The organism is Mycolicibacterium litorale, from assembly GCF_010731695.1.
Taxonomy (GTDB): Bacteria; Actinomycetota; Actinomycetes; order Mycobacteriales; family Mycobacteriaceae; genus Mycobacterium; species Mycobacterium litorale.
Window position 1 is genome coordinate 5489689 of record NZ_AP022586.1, and the last position, 20246, is coordinate 5509934.

16 protein-coding genes are annotated in these 20246 nt (G+C 69.4%); 10 read left to right on the top strand and 6 right to left on the bottom strand.

What is annotated here, in order from left to right; all coding sequences use genetic code 11:
- Positions 1-61: 61 nt before the first annotated feature.
- Positions 62-2116, top strand: coding sequence for an SGNH/GDSL hydrolase family protein (locus G6N30_RS26450; RefSeq protein ID WP_134055911.1), 2055 nt, complete (start codon positions 62-64; stop codon positions 2114-2116).
- Positions 2117-2164: 48 nt separating this feature from the next.
- Here the strand turns inward: G6N30_RS26450 and G6N30_RS26455 are convergent, their stop codons facing one another.
- On the bottom strand, positions 2165-2464 hold the full coding sequence (locus G6N30_RS26455; protein WP_134055909.1) for a chorismate mutase: 300 nt from the start codon (positions 2462-2464) through the stop codon (positions 2165-2167).
- 198 nt (positions 2465-2662) lie between these two features.
- Between G6N30_RS26455 and pcrA the strand changes: the two genes are divergently transcribed.
- Positions 2663-5011 (top strand): DNA helicase PcrA, encoded by a 2349-nt coding sequence (gene pcrA, locus G6N30_RS26460; protein ID WP_134055907.1) that lies wholly within the window; start codon positions 2663-2665, stop codon positions 5009-5011.
- Here the strand turns inward: pcrA and G6N30_RS26465 are convergent, their stop codons facing one another.
- Together G6N30_RS26465 and G6N30_RS26470 are read right to left on the bottom strand one after the other, a co-directional pair.
- Complete coding sequence (locus G6N30_RS26465) at positions 5012-5677, bottom strand: hypothetical protein (RefSeq protein ID WP_134055905.1); 666 nt, start codon at positions 5675-5677, stop codon at positions 5012-5014. It lies immediately after the preceding gene.
- Positions 5678-6763 (bottom strand): M23 family metallopeptidase, encoded by a 1086-nt coding sequence (locus G6N30_RS26470; RefSeq protein ID WP_163687830.1) that lies wholly within the window; start codon positions 6761-6763, stop codon positions 5678-5680. It abuts the gene before it with no gap.
- A 264-nt stretch (positions 6764-7027) separates the two neighbouring features.
- Between G6N30_RS26470 and sucC the strand changes: the two genes are divergently transcribed.
- Together sucC and sucD are read left to right on the top strand one after the other, a co-directional pair.
- Positions 7028-8194 carry an ADP-forming succinate--CoA ligase subunit beta gene (gene sucC / locus G6N30_RS26475; protein WP_134055901.1) on the top strand — a complete coding sequence of 389 codons (1167 nt, stop codon included), beginning with the start codon at positions 7028-7030 and terminating at the stop codon, positions 8192-8194.
- Positions 8195-8207: 13 nt separating this feature from the next.
- Positions 8208-9110, top strand: a complete 903-nt coding sequence (gene sucD, locus G6N30_RS26480) for a succinate--CoA ligase subunit alpha (protein WP_134055899.1) — start codon at positions 8208-8210, stop codon at positions 9108-9110.
- A 91-nt stretch (positions 9111-9201) separates the two neighbouring features.
- Here sucD and G6N30_RS26485 read toward each other — a convergent pair whose 3' ends face one another.
- Both G6N30_RS26485 and G6N30_RS26490 read right to left on the bottom strand, forming a co-directional pair.
- On the bottom strand, positions 9202-11070 hold the full coding sequence (locus G6N30_RS26485) for an alpha/beta hydrolase family protein (RefSeq protein ID WP_134055897.1): 1869 nt from the start codon (positions 11068-11070) through the stop codon (positions 9202-9204).
- Positions 11071-11140: 70 nt separating this feature from the next.
- Positions 11141-11764, bottom strand: coding sequence for a TetR/AcrR family transcriptional regulator (locus G6N30_RS26490; protein ID WP_456093971.1), 624 nt, complete (start codon positions 11762-11764; stop codon positions 11141-11143).
- Between the two features lie 125 nt (positions 11765-11889).
- Here G6N30_RS26490 and G6N30_RS26495 point away from each other — a divergent pair, with 125 nt between their 5' ends.
- On the top strand, positions 11890-13419 hold the full coding sequence (locus G6N30_RS26495) for an acetyl-CoA acetyltransferase (protein ID WP_134055895.1): 1530 nt from the start codon (positions 11890-11892) through the stop codon (positions 13417-13419).
- 6 nt (positions 13420-13425) lie between these two features.
- Here the strand turns inward: G6N30_RS26495 and G6N30_RS26500 are convergent, their stop codons facing one another.
- Positions 13426-14274 (bottom strand): LLM class F420-dependent oxidoreductase, encoded by an 849-nt coding sequence (locus G6N30_RS26500; RefSeq protein ID WP_134055893.1) that lies wholly within the window; start codon positions 14272-14274, stop codon positions 13426-13428.
- A gap of 109 nt (positions 14275-14383) precedes the next feature.
- Here G6N30_RS26500 and sfnG point away from each other — a divergent pair, with 109 nt between their 5' ends.
- The 5 genes from sfnG to purH all read left to right on the top strand — a co-directional run bounded on the left by sfnG (position 14384) and on the right by purH (position 20242).
- Entirely contained in the window at positions 14384-15514 is a 1131-nt protein-coding gene (gene sfnG, locus G6N30_RS26505) for a dimethylsulfone monooxygenase SfnG (RefSeq protein ID WP_134055891.1), read from the top strand.
- A 145-nt stretch (positions 15515-15659) separates the two neighbouring features.
- Positions 15660-16547 (top strand): DUF5336 domain-containing protein, encoded by an 888-nt coding sequence (locus tag G6N30_RS26510; RefSeq protein ID WP_134055889.1) that lies wholly within the window; start codon positions 15660-15662, stop codon positions 16545-16547.
- A 56-nt stretch (positions 16548-16603) separates the two neighbouring features.
- Positions 16604-18022 carry a cell division protein PerM gene (locus tag G6N30_RS26515; RefSeq protein ID WP_134055887.1) on the top strand — a complete coding sequence of 473 codons (1419 nt, stop codon included), beginning with the start codon at positions 16604-16606 and terminating at the stop codon, positions 18020-18022.
- Between the two features lie 10 nt (positions 18023-18032).
- Positions 18033-18662, top strand: coding sequence for a phosphoribosylglycinamide formyltransferase (gene purN / locus G6N30_RS26520; protein ID WP_134055885.1), 630 nt, complete (start codon positions 18033-18035; stop codon positions 18660-18662).
- Positions 18659-20242, top strand: coding sequence for a bifunctional phosphoribosylaminoimidazolecarboxamide formyltransferase/IMP cyclohydrolase (purH, locus tag G6N30_RS26525; protein WP_134055883.1), 1584 nt, complete (start codon positions 18659-18661; stop codon positions 20240-20242). Before purN ends, purH begins: the two co-directional genes overlap by 4 nt.
- The last annotated feature ends 4 nt before the right edge of the window (positions 20243-20246 follow it).

Consider the following 20246-nt stretch of genomic DNA (forward strand, 5'->3'; position numbering starts at 1 on the left):
CCGGCGCCGCTGCCGCCATAGACTCCCATGCTCGGAACAGATATGGGAGGGCGTCGGAGAGGTGACTGCCGTGACTGCGGCGCCGGTCCGTGTTGCCGCACGCCGGCGCTGGGTGGCGCCGGTGGCGACCCCCTCTCGCCGCGGCACCGCAGGACGCCGTGAGATCCGCGCACTCGACGGGATCCGCGCCGTCGCGGTGGGTCTGGTCCTCGCCGATCACGGCGGGCTGCCCGGAGTCTCGGGTGGCTTCCTCGGCGTCGACGTCTTCTTCGTGCTCAGCGGCTTCCTGATCACCTCGCTGCTGCTCGACGAACTCGGCCGCACCGGGCGCGTCGACCTGCGGGGGTTCTGGATCCGGCGGGCGCGCCGACTGCTGCCCGCACTGCTGGCGATGGTGGTGGCCGTCGTCGCGGTACGGATGTTCTTCCCGCCCGACGCCGTCACCTCCCTGCGCGACGACGCCGTCGCCGCGTTCTTCTGGGCCGCCAACTGGGCGTTCGTCGCGCAGCAGACCGACTACTTCTCGCAGGGCAGCCCGCCCTCGCCGCTGCAGCACACCTGGTCGCTCGGCGTCGAGGAGCAGTTCTACCTCGTGTGGCCGCTGCTGCTGGTCGCGGTCGTCGGGGTGCTGGCGTTCCGGCGTGCGGCGCCCACGCTGCGGGCCGTGCGGTGGGGGGTGTTCGCGCTGGCCGCCGCGGGCGCGGCCGGGTCGGCGGCGGCCGCGGTCCTGCTCACCTCGCAGGCCGGGGACGCCGCGGCGGCCAACCGCGTGTACTTCGGCACCGACACCCGGGTGCAGGCGCTGCTGATCGGCGCCGCGGCCGCGGCCCTGCTGGTGCGCGACTGGTCGACGGTCACCCTGGGCACCCCGATCCGCGCCCGCTGGGTCCGCTGGGCGGCCCGCCTGCTGTCGGTGCTCGGACTGGCCGGACTCACGGCGCTGGCCCACCTCGCGACGGGCGCACCGGCCGAGTACCGGATGGGACTGTTCACCGCGACGGCCGCGGCGGCGGTGCTCGTGGTGGCCACCGTGGCGCTCGATCAGCGCGGCCCGGTCTCCCGGCTGCTCGCCTGCCCGCCGCTGGTGTGGCTGGGCGCGATCTCCTACGGCGTGTACCTGTGGCACTGGCCGATCTTTCTGATCCTCAACGGCGAACGCACGGGTTGGACCGGGTGGCCGCTGTTCGCCGCCCGTTGCGCGGCGACGCTGGCCGTCGCGGTGCTGAGCTACTGGCTGGTGGAACGCCCGGTCCGGCAGTGGCGGCCGGTGACGGTGCCGCAGCTGCCGCTCGCGCTGGCGACCGCCGCGACGGCCGCCGTCGTCACGATGGCCGTCGTCCCCGTCGGCGTGCAGCCCGCCGACGACGCCAGGCCCGACGTGCTCGACATCGCCTCGGCGGCCGCGGTGCTGCCCGAACGGCCTGTGGCCATCGGCGCCGCCGGTGTGCAGCGCCCGCCGGGCACCCGCAGCGTCGCGGTGTTCGGCGATTCGGTGGCGTGGACGCTGATGCGGTACCTGCCGGAGACCCCGGGCCTGCACTTCAGCAACTACACGACCATCGGCTGCGGGATCGCCCGCGGCGGGCCGTACCGAACGACCGGGCAGACGCTGACGCAGAAGCCGGAGTGCGACACCTGGCCCAGCCGCTGGGCCCAGCGCATCGACCACGACCGGCCCGACGTGGTGCTGCTGATGATCGGCCGCTGGGAACTCGTCGACCGCATCAACGAGGGGGAGTGGACGCACGTCGGCGACCCGGCCTACGACGCCTACCTGCGCGGTGAGCTCGACCGGGCGCTCGACATCCTGGGATCGACGGGGGCGCGGGTCGTCGTCACCACCGCGCCTTACAACCGGCGGGCCGAACAGGCCGACGGCAGCCTGTACCCGGAGGACGATCCGGACCGCGCCGACGCGTGGAACGACCTGCTGCGGGAGGCCGCCGCCACCCGGCGCAACGTCACGGTGCTCGACCTCAACGAGAAGCTCTCACCGCGCGGTTACTACACCAACCGGGTCGACGGCATCCAGATGCGCAGCGACGGCGTGCATCCTACGCCGGAGGCGGTCGAATGGCTGACGCCGTGGCTCACCGAGGCGCTGTCGAAGAAGTGAATTCGGTGTAGTTCGTCGCGCCAGGCGCAACGGAGTGCACCGAAATCGCTAATGGCCGAGGCGGCCGCGGCCCAGGCGCAGCAGCAGCATGGCGAGGTCCTTGCCCTCTGGGCCGAGCACGCTGTAGCGCTCGATGACCTTCATCTCCCGGCTGTGCACCAGGCGGGTGCCGCCGGAGGCCATCCGCGCCTTGCCGATGATCTTGGAGACCTCGGTGCGCCGCTGCACGGCGGCGAGGATGGCGGCGTCGAGTTCGTCGATCTCGCGGCGCAGGTCGTCGATGTCGAGCGACTGGTCGGATTCGATGCTCATCTCTGACTCCTCGTTGTGTGGGGGTTCTGGTCTCATCCGGTTTCGGGCCTCACACAAGAGAAGAGCCCCGGATCCGGAAGCGGACCGCGGGGCTGAAGGAAGCAGCTAGACCACGGGCACCGCAGGCCGGTACCCGTAGAAAAATCGCCACGTGTCAAGCACGGTGATCAGTCTGCCACTTGCGGCCGTGCCAGCGCAAAGAGTGTCACCGCGCGGCGGTAAGTTGGGACAGACATGAGTGTGAACGTGACTGAACCGAGATCCAGGCCCGACGGCGGGCCCGAGGAGCTGCTCGACGGCCTCAACCCACAGCAGCGCCAGGCGGTTCTGCACGAGGGTTCGCCGCTGCTGATCGTGGCGGGGGCCGGGTCGGGCAAGACCGCGGTGCTCACCCGCCGCATCGCCTACCTGCTGGCCGCCCGCGACGTCGGCGTCGGCCAGGTGCTGGCCATCACGTTCACCAACAAGGCCGCCGCGGAGATGCGCGAACGCGTCGTCGGTTTGATCGGACCGCGGGCCCGGTCGATGTGGGTGTCGACGTTCCACTCGACGTGCGTGCGGATCCTGCGCAACCAGGCCTCGCTGCTGCCGGGCCTCAACTCGAACTTCTCGATCTACGACTCCGACGATTCCCGCCGGCTGTTGATGATGATCGGCAAGGACATGGGGCTCGACACCAAGAAGTACTCGCCGCGCCTGCTGGCCAACGGCATCTCGAATCTGAAGAACGAGCTGATCGGACCCGAACAGGCCGCCGCCGAGGCCTCCGAGGCCGCCGACGACCTGGCCCGCATCATCGCCGACGTCTACGCCGAGTACCAGCGCCGGCTGCGCGCGGCCAACGCGCTGGACTTCGACGACCTGATCGGCGAGACCGTCGCTGTCCTGCAACGGTTCCCGCAGATCGCGCAGTACTACCGCCGCCGGTTCCGGCACATCCTGGTCGACGAGTACCAGGACACCAACCACGCCCAGTACGTGCTGGTGCGGGAACTGGTCGGCCACGACCTCCCCGAAGATGACGGCGTACCGCCCGCGGAGCTGTGCGTGGTGGGCGACGCCGACCAGTCGATCTACGCGTTCCGCGGCGCCACGATCCGCAACATCGAGGACTTCGAGCGCGACTACCCGAACGCGACGACGATCCTGCTGGAGCAGAACTACCGCTCCACCCAGACCATCCTCAACGCCGCGAACTCGGTGATCGCCCGCAACACCGGCCGCCGCGAGAAGCGGCTGTGGACCGACTCCGGCGAAGGTGAGCTGATCGTCGGCTACGTCGCCGACAACGAGCACGACGAAGCGCGGTTCGTCGCCAGTGAGATCGACGCGCTGGCCGACCGCGGGGAGATCACCTACAACGACGTCGCGGTGTTCTACCGCACCAACAACAGCTCCCGCGCGCTCGAAGAGGTGTTCATCCGCGCCGGCATCCCGTACAAGGTGGTCGGCGGCGTCCGCTTCTACGAGCGCAGGGAGATCCGCGACATCGTCGCCTATCTGCGGGTGCTCGACAACCCCGGCGACTCGGTGAGCATGCGCCGCATCCTCAACACCCCGCGGCGCGGTATCGGCGACCGGGCCGAGGCCTGCATTGCGGTGTACGCCGAGAACACCGGCGGCAGCTTCAACGACGCCCTGCAGGCCGCCGCCGAGGGCCGGGTGCCGATGCTCAACTCCCGCTCGGAGAAGTGCATCAAGAGCTTCGTCGAGATGCTCGACGAACTGCGCGGCCGCCTCGGCGACGAACTCGGCGAACTCGTCGAAGCGGTGCTCGAACGCACCGGCTACCGCGCCGAACTCGAGGCGTCCAACGATCCGCAGGACCTCGCCCGGCTCGACAACCTCAACGAACTGGTCAGCGTCGCACACGAATTCAGCATCGACCGGGCGAACGCCGCCGCGCTGGCCGAAGACCTCGACGAGCCGGTGGACGAGGATGTGCCCGACACCGGTGTGTTGGCGCAGTTCCTCGAGCGGGTGTCGCTGGTGGCCGACGCCGACGACATCCCCGAGCACGGCTCGGGCGTCGTCACCATGATGACGCTGCACACCGCGAAGGGCCTCGAATTCCCGGTCGTGTTCGTCACCGGCTGGGAGGACGGCATGTTCCCGCACATGCGGGCCCTCGGTGACCCCACCGAACTGTCCGAGGAACGCCGGCTGGCCTACGTCGGCATCACCCGGGCGCGGCAGCGGCTCTACCTCAGCCGCGCGAAGGTGCGCTCGTCGTGGGGGCAGCCGATGCTCAACCCGGAATCCCGGTTCCTGCGCGAGATCCCGCAGGAACTCATCGACTGGCGGCGTACCGACACCGCCCCGTCGTCGTTCAGCGCACCGGTCAGCGGCGCCGGACGGTTCGGCCCGGCCGAGCAGCGGCGGCCCGCACCGGGGCGCCCCGGTGCCGGTAAGCGCCCGCTGATCGTGCTCGAGCCCGGCGACCGCATCACCCACGACAAGTACGGGCTGGGCCGCGTCGAAGAGGTGTCCGGTGTCGGGGAATCCGCGATGTCGCTGATCGACTTCGGCAGCGCCGGCCGCGTCAAGCTCATGCACAACCACGCGCCGGTCACCAAGCTGTAGCTACGGGGACTGTGCCCAGCGCGCCGTGCTGGGCAGCAGTGTCAGCACGATCGCGGCCAGCGGCAGCAGCGGTATGGCGTAGACGATCCAGGGGAACTTCGCGCCCGCGACGAACAGGCTGCCGAAGATCAGCAGTCCGATGACACAGCCGACGACGATCAGCAGCCGGCTCATCCGGCGGCGCAGCAGCAGCGTGACGAGCCCCCCGATGGACGCGGCGGCCGAGATCGTCGTGAGGAAGCCGATGGCCACGCAGAACAGCCGATCGGTCTGCCACCACCCGGCGATCAGATCGGTGGCGATGACGGCGGTGGCCCACCCCGACAGGATGGCCAGCACCGCCGCGGCGACCGCGGTGCGCGGATGTGCGGTCACCCCCGTCGGCGGGATCTCCACCGGACGCGGCCGCGGGATGTAGGAGGTCTGGGTGCCGTCCTCGACGGCGGGCGGTTCGATGTAGCTGGTCTGCGGTTCCTGGCCGACGGTGGGCAGACCGCCGGTCGGGTGACGGCGGATGATGCCGGTCGGCGGATCGTGTTGCGGCGGCGCGGAAGGCACGGGATTCGCGCCGGTCGGATGCCGGCGGATGATGCTGGTCTTCGGATCGTCCTGCTGAGAGGATTGGGCCGGATCGCCTGGGTGGCCAGTCGAGTCAGCTGCGCTCACTCAGCCAACATAGCTGCCGGTGGTGATGCCCCGCTTGGACAGCCAGCCCACCGGATCGATCCGGTTCGACCCGCCGAGCAGCACCTCGAAATGCAGGTGCGGGCCGGTCGAGTTGCCCCGGTTGCCCATCGTCGCGATCTGGTCACCGGCCATCACCTGCTCGCCGATGCTCACCGACCACGTGTTCAGGTGGCCGTAGAGCGTCACCGTGCCGTCGGCGTGGCGCAGCTTGACCCAGGCGCCGTAACCGGCGGTCGGGCCGACGTCGATCACGACACCGTCGGCGGCTGCGAGGATCGGCGTGCCGATCGGTCCGGCGATGTCGATACCGCCGTGCAGCACACCCCAGCGGTAGCCGAAGCCGGACGTCCACACGCCCTTCGTGGGCATCACGTAGAGGGGCCGCAGCTGGCGCGCCTCGCGCTCGGCGCGCTCCTGGGCGAACGCGGCCGCCTTCTGGATCTCCTCGGTGTGCACGGACGCGTTGGCGGTCGAGGCGACCGATACGATCTGCATACCGTCGACCGAACCGGTGATCGAGGCGCCCTCGACCGTCGTCGACCCGGCGGCCAGCACCGTGTCGGTGGTGGCCGGGGCGGAGTTCTGGGTCATCGAGTAGGCGCCTGCGGCGGTCGCGCCTGCGGCCATCGCGGCGATCACCAGACGGCTCTTGATCGGGCCCTCGACGTCCTTGCGGTGCGCTCCGCGGCGGGCGCGCAGGTCGATGATGTCGGTGGCGGCGGTGCCGTCGCTGACGTCGGTGTGGCTGTCGCGGTAGGCGCGTGAGCGGCGCGGGGCATCCGCGGCGTCACCGCCGGCGCGGAACTGCGCGGGGATCGCCAGCCGGAGCGGGATCAGGTCGTCGGTGTCGTGCAGGTCGTCGAGTTCCGGAGCGCCGATGACCTGCGCTTCACGGTCGAAGGCGGTGCTGTCGCGGAAATCGAGGTCGTCCAGATCGCCGAACTCGTTGAACGGGATGATGTCGGTCACTTCTGCGGCGCGCTCGGCGGGGATTGAAATCGCCTGGAGCGGGCGGGCATTCGTCGAGACTCCCTCGCGGGACCGGGACGAACGATGCGCTGCCAACCTGAAGAATCCTTTGTCGTGATCTATCCGTTACCTATCAAGACCAGATGGCACGTTAACCAAACCCCAATGTTTGTGGCAACCCGTGCAGTAATTCCGGGCCGGATTGTGAGGTGTATCACGTTGAGGCCGCGGTGAGATCTCCCACATCAGCGGTGGGCGGTGACTACCGGCTCAGGCGGTGCGGATAAAGTTCCCACGAGCCCCTCGGGTGCAAACCTTCGACATATAACGCGACCGTCAACGCAGACAGACAGTGAGTCCATGGACCTTTTCGAGTACCAGGCGAAGGAGCTGTTCGCCAAGCACAACGTCCCGACCACGCCTGGCCGGGTGACCGATACCGCCGAAGACGCCAAAGCGATCGCCGAGGAGATCGGCAAGCCCGTGATGGTGAAGGCTCAGGTGAAGGTCGGCGGCCGCGGAAAGGCCGGTGGCGTCAAGTACGCCGCGACCCCCGACGACGCGTTCACCCATGCGCAGAACATCCTCGGCCTCGACATCAAGGGCCACGTCGTCAAGAAGCTGCTGGTGGCCGAGGCCAGCGACATCGCCGAGGAGTACTACATCTCGTTCCTCCTCGACCGCGCCAACCGCACCTACCTGGCCATGTGCTCGGTCGAGGGCGGCATGGAGATCGAAGAGGTCGCCGCCACCAAGCCCGACCGGCTGGCGCGCATCGCCGTCGACGCCACCAAGGGTGTCGACGAGGCGTTCGCCCGCGAGATCGCCGAGAAGGGGCACCTGCCCGCCGAGGTTCTCGACGCCGCCGCGGTGACCATCGCCAAGCTGTGGGAGGTCTTCGTCGCCGAGGACGCCACGCTGGTCGAGGTCAACCCGCTGGTGCGCACCCCCGACGACCAGATCCTGGCGCTCGACGGCAAGGTCACCCTCGACGCCAACGCCGACTTCCGCCACCCGGAGCACACCGAGTTCGAGGATCGCGACGCGACCGATCCGCTCGAGCTCAAGGCCAAGGAGAACGACCTCAACTACGTCAAGCTCGACGGGCAGGTCGGCATCATCGGCAACGGCGCGGGCCTGGTCATGTCGACCCTCGACGTGGTCGCCTACGCCGGGGAGAAGCACGACGGCGTCAAGCCGGCCAACTTCCTCGACATCGGCGGCGGCGCCTCGGCCGAGGTGATGGCCAACGGTCTCGACGTCATCCTGGGCGACAGCCAGGTCAAGAGCGTGTTCGTCAACGTCTTCGGCGGCATCACCGCATGCGACGCCGTCGCCAACGGCATCGTCAAGGCGCTGGAGATCCTCGGCGAGGAAGCCAACAAGCCGCTCGTGGTGCGCCTGGACGGCAACCGCGTCGAAGAGGGCCGCAAGATCCTCGCCGACGCGAACCACCCGCTGGTGGTGCTGGCGCAGACCATGGACGAAGGCGCCGACAAGGCCGCCGAGCTGGCGGCGAAGGCCTGAGAGGACGAGAACGATGTCGATTTTTCTGAACAAGGACTCCAAGGTCATCGTCCAGGGCATCACCGGCGGTGAGGGCACCAAGCACACCGCGCTGATGCTCAAGGCGGGCACCCAGCTGGTCGGCGGCGTCAACGCCCGCAAGGCCGGCACGACGGTCAGCCACGTCGACAAGGACGGCAAGGACATCGAGCTGCCGGTGTTCGGCAGCGTCGGCGAGGCGATGAAGGAGACCGGCGCCGACGTGTCGGTGGTCTTCGTGCCGCCGAAGTTCGCCAAGGACGCGATCATCGAGGCGATCGACGCCGAGATCCCGCTGCTCGTGGTGATCACCGAGGGCATCCCCGTGCAGGACACCGCGTACGCGTGGGCCTACAACGTGGAGAAGGGGCAGAAGACCCGCATCATCGGCCCGAACTGCCCCGGCATCATCACCCCCGGCGAGGCGCTGGCCGGCATCACGCCCGCCAACATCACCGATTCGGGTCCGGTCGGCCTGGTGTCGAAGTCGGGCACGCTGACCTACCAGATGATGTACGAGCTGCGCGACTTCGGTTTCTCCACCGCCATCGGCATCGGCGGCGACCCGGTCATCGGCACCACGCACATCGACGCCATCGAGGCGTTCGAGAAGGACCCCGACACCAAGATCATCGTGATGATCGGTGAGATCGGCGGTGACGCCGAGGAGCGCGCGGCCGACTACATCAAGGCCAACGTGTCCAAGCCCGTCGTCGGCTACGTCGCGGGCTTCACCGCGCCGGAGGGCAAGACGATGGGCCACGCCGGCGCCATCGTGTCCGGTTCGTCGGGCACCGCCTCGGCGAAGAAGGAAGCGCTCGAGGCAGCCGGCGTGAAGGTCGGCAAGACGCCGTCGGAGACCGCGGCCCTGGCCCGGGAGATCCTGCAGAACCAGTAGCACGCCGAGGATTCCTCAGCGCCTCACCGCGAGCAGACACAGAATCGCCCATTTCCCGCCGGAAATGGGCGATTCTGCGTCTGCTCGGCAGCTAGATGCGCCCCCCGAGATGCTCGGCGAGGAAGCGTTCGACCGCGCGGTACATTTCGATCTGGTTGTCCGGGTTGAGGAATCCGTGGCCCTCGTCGTCCTTGACCAGGTACTCGACCTCGACGCCGCGGCGGCGCAGCGCCTCCACGAGGTTGTCGGATTCGGCCTTCACCACGCGAGAGTCGTTGGCGCCCTGCACGACCAGCAGCGGGGTCCGGATCGCCTCGACGCGCGTGATGGGGGAGCGGGTCAGCATGTCGGCTTCCTGCGCCGGGTCCGACGGGTCGCCGACGAACAGGTGCCAGTTGTTGGCCAGGAACGGCCGGGCCACGTTCGGCAGGGTCCGCATGAAGTTCGCCAGGCTGGAGATGCCGACGTAGTCGATGGCCGCGGCGAACACGTCGGGGGTGAACGTGACACCCACCAGCGCGGCGTAGCCGCCGTACGAGCCGCCGAAGATGCCGACCCGGTCGCGGTCGGCGTAGCCCTGCCCGATCGCCCACTCGACGGCGTCGATGAGGTCGTCGTGCATCTTGCCGGCGAACTCGCCGATGGCGGCTTTGGTGAAGGCCTTACCGTAGCCCGTGGACCCGCGAAAGTTGATCTGCAGCACCGCATATCCGCGGTTGGCCAGCAGTTGCACCTCGGGCTGGTAGTACCAGCAGTCGCGTGCCCAGGGGCCGCCGTGGACCAGCAGGACCATCGGCAGCGCGACCGGTTCCACGCCGACTGGCAGCGTCAGGTACCCGTGGAGATCCAGCCCGTCGCGTGCGGTGACGGTCACCGGCGTCATGGGGGCGAGCGCGTCGGGGTCGAGATGCGGGTAGGGCCGGAACAACAGTCGGCTCTCACCCGTCGCGTGGTCGTACAGGTAGGTGACCCCGGGATCCCGGTCGTCGGTGACGCTGACCACCCATCGCCGCCCGGTGCCGTCGGAGGACACCGACCCGACGTCGCCGTCCGACAACGTCGCCAGATGCTGCAGCACCGCAGCGAAATCCGGGTCCAGCGGGTGGATCACCTGGCGGTCCCCGTAGTAGCGGGCCCCGATCAATTCGCCGGTCCGGTCACTGATGATGAGCGGCGACGGCAGTACCGGTGAGATGGCGAGGTCGAATCGCGGGTGGCTGTCGACCTCGAATTCCTCACCGGTGGCGACGTCGACCCGCACCAGACGGGTCCGGTCGCTGTCCCTGTTGGAGCCGAGCCACAGTCCGGTGCCGTCGGGGGTGACCGCGACCGGGTAGATGCCGAGTGGGTAGTCGGTGCCGTCATAGGTCACGATCGTGCGCAATGTCGCTGTCGCCGTGTCCCATTGGGAGATGTCGATGTCGCCGTCGGCGGTCAGCGTGTTGGTGAACAGGTCACCGCTGGGACCGCTGATCCAGTGGACGACGGTGCCGGGGTTCTCCGCGACGAGGGTGAGTTCGCCTGTCGCGATGTCGAGTTCGTACGCGTCGAGCAGTTCGGGAGTGCGGCGGTTGAGCTGGACGAGGGCCTTGCCGGGGCGCTTCTTGAGCAACTCGAAACTCGCTCGCACCTCCGGGAAAGGAGTGAGATCCACGGCGCCGGCGTCCGGATCGTCGGGATCGACACGGTAGACGTGCCAGTTCTCGTCACCGCCGTTGTCCTGCAGGTAGAGCAGCCACCGTGAATCGTGGGACCACTGATAGAGGTATACGCTGCGGGTTTCGTCGGCGGTCAGGCAGCGCGCCTCGGAGCCGTCGTCGAGGTGTTCGACCCAGACGTTGAGACGGTTCTTCCACGGTGCGAGGTAGGCGATCCTGGTCCCGTCCGGCGAGATCGTCGCGGCCGCGCGGACGGGTGGGCTGAAGAGGTCGTCGACCGGGATCAACTCGGGCAGTGCCATGGTGTCCTTCCGGTTGGGGCAAGCGGGTACCGCGGGCCTGCGTCGCAGGCTCGGCCGTGGTGTCGGGCTGTCAGGGCGCGACGGGCCCGCCGAGGCGGCCGTTGGTGGCTTCGCGGATCGCGCGGTCGATCAGCGCGAGGGTGTCCTGCTGGGTGACGGTCACGCCGTCGACGATCACCGCTCGGCTGACGTCCTCGTCGACGACGCGGAACGCCCCGGTGACCGCGGCCGCGCACAGGCGGACGGTCAGGTCGGTCCCCTTCATGTTCAGGCGGTCGGCGACCACGGGGATGAAGCCCCGTTCCATCCGGTCGTGGACCATCAGGTAGGCGGTGCGCAGCGCGGGTTCCGACGAGGTCATGGTGGCGATGCGCATCGCGCTGATCTCGTCCGCGACCTCCTGCGGGGTGAGCACATGGGTGACGATGTCCGCCGCAAGGTGGTCGGCGAGCGACAGGCGGTGCGGCCACCGGTGCAGCGAGGCCACGAACCGGTCGGCCGACCGGGCGAGCAGGGGTTCGACGCAGCTCTCCTTCGAGCGGAAGTACCGCCAGATCGTGCGCGTGGAAAGCCCTGCGGCCGCGGCGATGTCGTCCCCGCTCGTCCCGGCCACCCCACGCTCCCAGAACAACCTGCAGGCGTGCCGGGAGACCTCGAGACGCGCCTGCGACTGCTTCTCGCGGATCTCACTCACCTCCCGTAGCTGTCACTTAGTGACAGCACCAATGTGTCACCAAGTGACAGCGCGGTCAAGGGGTCGGTGGGACGGTCCGGCCCATCCATTAGCCTGACGAATTAACACCTGCCAGGAGGTTTGTCATGGTCGATCCCCGCACCCCGGTCATCGTCGGCGTCGGTCAGTTCACCGAACGCGTCGACGACTCCGGATACCGCGGCATGTCGGCGGTCGACCTCGCGACCGAGGCGGTCAGGGCCGCGCTGGCCGACACCGGTGCCGACGCGGGCGCCGTGGCCGGGGCCATCGAGGTGTTCGCCGGGCTGCGCCAGTTCGAGATCTGCACGCCCTTCGCCGATCCGCCGCTCGGCGCCTCGGACAACTACCTGCGGTCGGTGGCGCAGCGCGTCGGCGCCGACCCGGCGCGTGCGGTGCTCGAACCGATCGGCGGCAACGGCCCCCAGAAGCTCGTCACCGAGTTCGCCACGGCGATCGCCGCCGGCGACGTCGAGGTGGTGCTGGTCGTCGGATCCGAGCCCGGCTCCACGACCAAGTACTTCGCGAAGCGCGACGACAAGCCGGACTTCACCGAACGCGTCGGCGGCCAGCTCGAGGACCGGGGCTACGGCTTCGAGCAGTACATGAGCGACTACACCGTCGCGCACGGCCTCACCGGCGCACCCGTCCAGTACGGACTGCTGGACAACGCCCGACGCGCCCGCACGGGCCTCGGCGTCGAGGGGTACCGCCGCGAGATGGCCGAACTCTTCGCACCGTTCACCGAGATCGCGGCGAAGAACCCGTTCTCGTCCTCACCGGTGCAGCGGTCGGTCGAGGAGCTGATGACGGTCACCGACGACAACCGGATGATCTGCGATCCCTACCCGCGGCTGATGGTGGCCCGCGACACCGTGAACCAGGGCGCCGCCGCGCTGGTGATGTCGGTGGCGGCCGCCCGCAAACTCGGTGTGCCCGAAGAGAAATGGGTGTATCTGCGCGGGCACGCGGACCAGACCGAGCAGGATCTGCTCGACCGCGCGGATCTGAGCGTCAGCGTCTCGGCGGAACAGGCTGTGGCAGAGGCGCTTCGGGTCGCAGGCATCGGTATCGACCAGGTGGCCACCTTCGACCTGTACAGCTGCTTCCCGTTCCCCGTGTTCGCGGTGTGCGACGCGTTCGGCCTGGCCCCGGACGATCCCCGCGGCCTGACGCTCACCGGCGGGCTGCCGTACTTCGGCGGCCCGGGCAACAGCTACTCGCTGCACGGCATCGCCGAGACGGTCGCCGAGATGCGGGACAAGCCGGGCACATTCGGCCTCGTCGGCGCCAACGGCGGTGTGATGAGCAAGTATTCGGTCGGGGTGTACTCCACCGAACCCGCGGACTGGGTGGCCGACCGCAGCAAGGCGCTGCAGGACGACATCGCCGCGCTGCCGAAGGTGCCGGTCACCCGGCACGTGAACGGCCGCGGCACCATCGAGACGTACTCGGTCCGCTACGACTGGCCGGTGCGCACGGGCATCATCATCGGCCGGCTCGAATCCGACGGCAGCCGGTTCATGGCGATCACCGAGGACGACGACCTGGTGGCGCTGATGACTGACAGCGATCCGCTGGGAGCGGTCGTCGACGTCACGGCCGACGGGGACAAGAACCGCGCCACGCGGGCGTGAACGCGGTCAGACGAGTGCGGAGAGCTTTCCGGCCAACCGCTCGACGTACGCCGCGACCTCGGCCTCACCCTTGTCGGGGAGCCCGAACAGCACCTCGGTCACGCCGAGTTCACGCCAGCGCGCCAGCTTGTCCGGATCGGGTTTGAAGTCGAGCGCCACGATCTGCGGCGCGCCGTCGCGCCCGGCCGCCGCCCACGTGTCCTGCAGCAGCTTCACCGGGGCGTCGATGTCGAAGTCGCGCGGAGTGGTGATCCAGCCGTCGGCGGACTTCGCGATCCACTTGAAGTTCTTCTCCGTACCGGCCGCGCCGACCAGCACGGGGATGTGTGACTGCACCGGCTTCGGCCACGCCCAGCTCGGCCCGAAGTTTACGAACTCGCCCGCATACGACGCCTCCTCCTGCGTCCACAGCGCCCGCATCGCCTCGAGGTACTCCCGCAGCATCGTGCGGCGCCGTCCGGGTGGAACGTTGTGGTCGGCGAGTTCGTCGGTGTTCCAGCCGAATCCGACACCCAGGCTGACGCGTCCACCTGACAGGTGGTCGAGCGTGGCGATCGACTTCGCCAGCGTGATCGGATCGTGTTCGACCGGCAGCGCGACCGCCGTCGACAGCCGCACTCGTGACGTCACCGCGCACGCCGTCCCCAGCGAGACCCAGGGGTCCAGGGTGCGCATGTAGCGGTCGTCGGGCAGCGTCTCGTCGCCCGTCGTCGGGTGCGCCGCCTCCCGCTTGATCGGGATGTGCGTGTGCTCGGGCACGTAGAAAGTGCGGAAGCCGTGATCGTCGGCCAGCTTGGCAGCCGTGGCCGGGGTGATGCCGCGATCGCTGGTGAAGAGTACGAGCCCGAAGTCCATGTTCGAATTAGAACGTGTTCTAGTAAGAAGGGCAAGCACTGGACCGTCGGTTCGGATCGCGGCGATCCATAGTCGTGACGGCGAACGTGGCGATTGCTGCCATGGAGCCATGAGCACCGAACGCATCGCCGACCACGTCAAGTTCGCCTACTGGGTGCCCAACGTCAGCGGCGGCCTGGTCACCAGCGACATCGAGCAGCGCACCGACTGGAACTACGAATACAACAAGAAGCTGGCGCAGACCGCGGAGAACAACGGCTTCGAATACGCGCTGAGCCAGGTGCGATACGAGGCCAGCTACGGCGCCGAGTACCAGCACGAGTCGACGAGCTTCAGCCTCGCGCTGCTGCTGGCCACCGAACGGCTCAAGGTCATCGCCGCCGTGCACCCCGGCCTGTGGCAGCCCGGCGTGCTGGCCAAGCTCGGCGCCACCGCCGATCAACTGTCCGGCGGACGGTTCGCCGTCAACGTCGTCTCCGGCTGGTTCAAGGACGAGTTCACCCACCTCGGCGAGCCGTGGCTCGAACACGACGAGCGCTACCGGCGCAGCGCCGAATTCCTGCAGGTGCTGCGCAAGATCTGGACCGAGGACGACGTGGACTTCCGCGGCGACTTCTACCGCATCCACGACTTCACGCTCAAACCCAAACCGGTCAACACCCCGCATCGGCCGAACCCGGAGATCTTTCAGGGCGGCAACTCGACGGCCGCACGGCGCAACGGCGGGCACTACGCCGACTGGTACTTCTCCAACGGCAAGGACTTCGACGGCGTCACCGAGCAGGTCGTCGAGGTGCGCGACCACGCCCGCGAAGCCGGCCGCGAAGTGCGGTTCGGCCTGAACGGTTTCATCATCGCCCGCGACACGGAGAAAGAAGCGAAGGAGACTCTCCGCGAGATCATTGAGAAGGCGAACAAGCCTGCGGTCGAAGGGTTCCGCGACGCCGTACAGCAGGCCGGCAACGCGACGCACGACAAGAAGGGAATGTGGGCGGATTCGACGTTCGAGGACCTGGTCCAGTACAACGACGGCTTCCGCACCCAGCTGATCGGCACACCCGAGCAGATCGCGGAACGCATTGCGGCATACCGCAAACGCGGTGTCGACCTGATCCTCGGCGGGTTCCTGCACTTCCAGGAGGAGATCGAGTACTTCGGTGCCAGGGTGCTGCCACTGGTGCGGGAGATCGAGGCGGCGGAATCGGCGGACGAGGACGCCCCGGTGCTCACGAGCGTGTGAGGTGGCGCCGCTCGGGGATTAGGCACCCGTCGTGCACCGGGCGTGACCGTCGGTGCGCTAGCGTGGGATAGCGAATTGCTCAGGTGGTCCGTGTTCATGCGCACGCGTTGCCCACGTCAGACGCCCGATCAGCACAGGAGAGGTCATGACCTACTCACCCGGTAGCCCCGGATATCCACCGGCCAACCAGCCCACCACCCAGTTCTCGGCACCGACCCAGCACTTCGGCAAGCTCCCCGAGCAGCCCGCCGCCGGCGAAAGCCCCAACAAGCTGCCCGCCTACCTGCTGATGGTGGTCGCGGCCCTCGGCCTGCTCGTCTACCTCTGCAACTTCGGGCCGATCTTCGAGGTCAACGCCTCGGACTTCCTCGGCCAGGGCGGCACCGTCAGCGGTTCGACGCTGGGCATCGGGCTCGCGGTCGTCGCGGCGCTCGCCGCCGGCCTGCTGGCCGGGGTCACCCTGCTGTCCAAGGGCCGCACCTACGTCGCGATCGCGGCGGTGCTGTCCGTGCTGGCGTTGCTGCTGGTGATCGCCGAACTGATCAACAAGCCGTCGGAAGCCTCGATCGGCTGGGCGCTCTACGCGCTGATCGTGCTGTCGCTGCTGCAGGCCGGATCAGCCGTCGCCGCGCTGCTCTTCGACACCGGTGTCCTCACCCCGCCCACGCCGCGGCCCAAGTACGACCAGCAGCAGCAGTACGGCCAGTACGGCGGCCCCGGCCCCTACTACGGCCAGACCCACGGCGGCCAGCAGCACTCCGGGCAGCACCAGCCGCAGCAGCACCACACCGGTTCCCACCAGCAGGCGCCGCAGCAGCAGCGTCCGGGCTACCCCTCGCAGTACGGCGGCGGCTACCCCGGTGCCGGCGGCCCGTCGACCGGTGGCTTCTCGGCCCCCGGCCAGCAGAGCGGCCCGCCGACCCCTCCCACCGGTTTCCCGACCTACGGCCAACCGCAGCAGCAGGGCGGCGGTTCCGGCCAGGGCCAGCAACCGCAGTCCTCGCAGCAGCAGTCCGGCCCGAACCCCTCGTAATCTGACCGCGCGTGCGTGACCACCGCGCACGCCAGCCTGCGCGAGGGGCCCCGTTAGTGGACAACCGGCCGGTCGGCGCCCGCCAGGCCCGCGAACTGTTGCGGGTCGCCTTCGGGCCGTCCGTCGTGGCGCTCGTCGTCATCGCCGCGGTGACGCTGCTTCAGCTGCTCATCGCGAACAGCGATATGACGGGCGCCTTCGGCGCCATCGCCAGCATGTGGCTGGGCGTGCACCAGGTACCGGTCTCGATCGGAGGCCGCGAACTCGGCGCGATGCCGCTGCTGCCCGTGCTGATGATGGTGTGGGGCACCGCCCGCACCACGTCGGCGGCCACGTCACCGAACAGCTCGTGGTTCGTCACCCGCTGGGTGATCGCCTCGGCGCTGGGTGGCCCGCTGCTGATCGCCGCGATCGCACTGGCCGTCATCCACGACGCGGCGTCGGTGCTCACCGAGTTGCAGACCCCGTCGGCGCTGCGCGCCTTCGGCGGGGTGTTGGTGGTGCACCTGATCGGCGCCGCGATCGGGGTGTCGTCCCGGATCGGACGGCGCACGGTGCGCACCACGCCGCTGCCGAACTGGTTGCCCGAGGCGGTCCGCGCCGCGGCGGCCGGCGTCCTGGCGCTGGCCGGTCTGTGCGGCGTCGTCACCGCCGGATCGCTGGTGGTGCACTGGTCGACGATGCACGAGCTGTTCGCGATCACCGACTCGGTGTTCGGCCAGTTCAGCCTCACCGTGCTCTCGCTGCTCTACCTGCCCAACGTCGTGGTCGGCGCCGCGGCGGTGGCCGTCGGCTCCAGCGCGCACATCGGGCTGGCGACGTTCAGTTCGTTCACCGTGCTCGGCGGCGACGTGCCCGCACTTCCCATCCTCGCGGCGGTGCCCACCCCGCCGCTCGGGCCGGTGTGGGTGGCGCTGCTGATCATCGCGGCCGCGTCCGCGGTCGCGGTCGGTCAGCAGGTCGCCCGCAGACCCGCACCCCTCCACGTCGCGGCGGCGAAGCTGGTCGTCGCCTCCGCCCTCGCAGCGCTGACCATGGCGCTGCTCGGGGTCGCCGGCGGCGGTCGGCTGGGCAACTTCGGCGAGGTCGGGGTGGACCAGACGACGTTCGGTCCCGGTGTGTTCCTGTGGTTCACCGTGATCGGCGGGCTGACCGTGGCCATGTCCGGCGGAATCGTCCGCCGTCCGCGCCGGGTGCGGGCGGTCGGACCTGAACCGGACCTCGAGCCCGAACCGGACGCCGAGCCAGATCCGGCGCCCGAGGCGGACGACGCCGACACCGGGCCGGTCCTCGACACCCTTCCGGACGAGCCGCCGCCCCCGGCGGAGGCACCGGAACCGGCGGCGCCCGAGGTGGCGCAGGACCCCGAGGAGCACTTCATCGTCGACGAGGACGTGACGGGGAACGGCGTAACGGGCCGCGCCCCCACCGGCCGTAGCCCTACCGACGACGAACCGCGCCGCTCAGCCGACTAGGCTGCTGCGCGTGCAGCAACCGCTACGTGTGCCTCCGAGCGCACCTGCACGGTTGGTGGTGCTCGCCTCGGGCACCGGATCGCTGCTCGCCTCGTTGCTCGAATCCGCCGTCGGCGACTACCCGGCGCGCGTGGTGGCCGTCGGCACCGACCGCGACTGCGCCGCACTCGACATCGCCGCCGCCGCCGCGGTGCCGACCTACACCGTCCGGCTGGGGGAGTATCCCGACCGCGCCGCCTGGGACGCCGCGATCACCGCGGCCACCGCCGAACACCAGCCCGATCTGGTGGTGTCGGCGGGCTTCATGAAGATCCTCGGACCCGCATTCCTTTCGCGCTTCCTCGGCCGCGTCGTCAACACCCACCCCGCCCTGCTGCCGGCGTTCCCCGGCGCACACGCCGTGCCCGACTCGCTGGCGTACGGCGTGCGGGTCACCGGCTGCACCGTGCACCTGGTCGACGCGGGAATGGACACCGGCCCGATCCTGGCGCAGGAGGCCGTCACCGTGTACGACGGCGATGACGAGGCGACCCTGCACGAACGAATCAAGGTGGTCGAACGGCGACTGCTGGTGGATGTCCTGGCCGCGATGGCACAGCGCGGCGTGACCTGGACCGGACGAAAGGCGACCCTGGGATGAGCATGGACGAGGCGAACTCCACGACGCGCAAGCCGATCCGGCGCGCCCTGATCAGCGTCTACGACAAGACCGGCCTGACCGACCTGGCCCGCGGCCTGCACGAGGCCGGCGTCGCGATCGTGTCCACCGGGTCGACCGCCAAGACCATCGCCGGCGCCGGTGTGCCCGTCACCCCGGTGGAGGACGTGACCGGCTTCCCCGAGGTGCTCGACGGCCGCGTCAAGACCCTGCACCCGAAGGTGCACGCCGGACTGCTGGCCGACCTGCGCAAGCCCGAACACGTTGCGGCGCTGGAGGAACTCGGCGTCGAGGCGTTCGACCTCGTCGTGGTCAACCTCTATCCGTTCAGCGAGACCGTGGAATCCGGCGCGTCGCAGGACGAGTGCGTGGAGCAGATCGACATCGGCGGTCCGTCGATGGTGCGGGCGGCGGCGAAGAACCACCCGAGCGTGGCCGTGGTCGTCGAACCCAACGGCTACGACGGGGTGCTGGCCGCCGTGCGGGCCGGCGGCTTCACACTGGCCGAACGAAAGATTTTGGCGTCGTTGGCCTTCCGGCACACCGCCGAATACGACGTGGCCGTCGCGACGTGGATGGGTTCGACCCTGGCGCCCGAGGAGCCCGCCCAGAAGCTGCCCGCATGGGTGGGCGGCACCTGGCGGCGCGCCGCGGTGCTGCGGTACGGCGAGAACCCGCATCAGCAGGCGGCGCTGTACCGCGACGCCACCGCGTGGCCGGGTCTGGCCCAGGCCGAGCAGTTGCACGGCAAGGAGATGTCCTACAACAACTACACCGACGCCGACGCGGCATGGCGGGCGGCGTTCGACCACTCCGACATCTGCGTCGCGATCATCAAGCACGCCAACCCGTGCGGTATCGCGATCTCGTCGGTGTCCGTCGCCGATGCGCACCGCAAGGCCCACGAGTGCGATCCGCTGTCCGCGTTCGGCGGAGTGATCGCCACCAACACCACCGTCAGCGTCGAGATGGCTGAGACCGTCGCCGACATCTTCACCGAGGTGATCGTGGCCCCGGCCTACGAGCCCGGTGCGGTGGAGGTCCTCGCCCGCAAGAAGAACATCCGCATCCTGGTCGCGTCCGAACCGCCGACGACCGGCACCGAACTGCGCCAGATCAGCGGCGGGCTGCTGCTGCAGCAGCGCGATGCGCTCGACGCCGCGGGCGACAATCCCGCGAACTGGACGCTGGCGACCGGCGAACCGGCCGACCCGGCCACGCTCGCCGACCTCGCGTTCGCCTGGCGGACCTGCCGTGCGGTGAAGTCCAACGCGATCGTGGTGGCCGCCGACGGCGCCACCGTCGGCGTCGGCATGGGGCAGGTCAACCGCGTCGACGCGGCGCGGCTGGCGGTACAGCGCGCCGGCGACCGGGTGCGTGGTGCGGTCGCGGCCTCGGACGCGTTCTTCCCGTTCCCCGACGGCCTGGAGACGCTCAGCGATGCGGGCGTGAAGGCCATCGTGCATCCCGGCGGGTCGATGCGCGACGACGTCGTCACCGAGGCCGCCGCCAAGGCGGGTATCACGCTCTACCTGACCGGCGCCCGGCACTTCGCCCACTGACCGC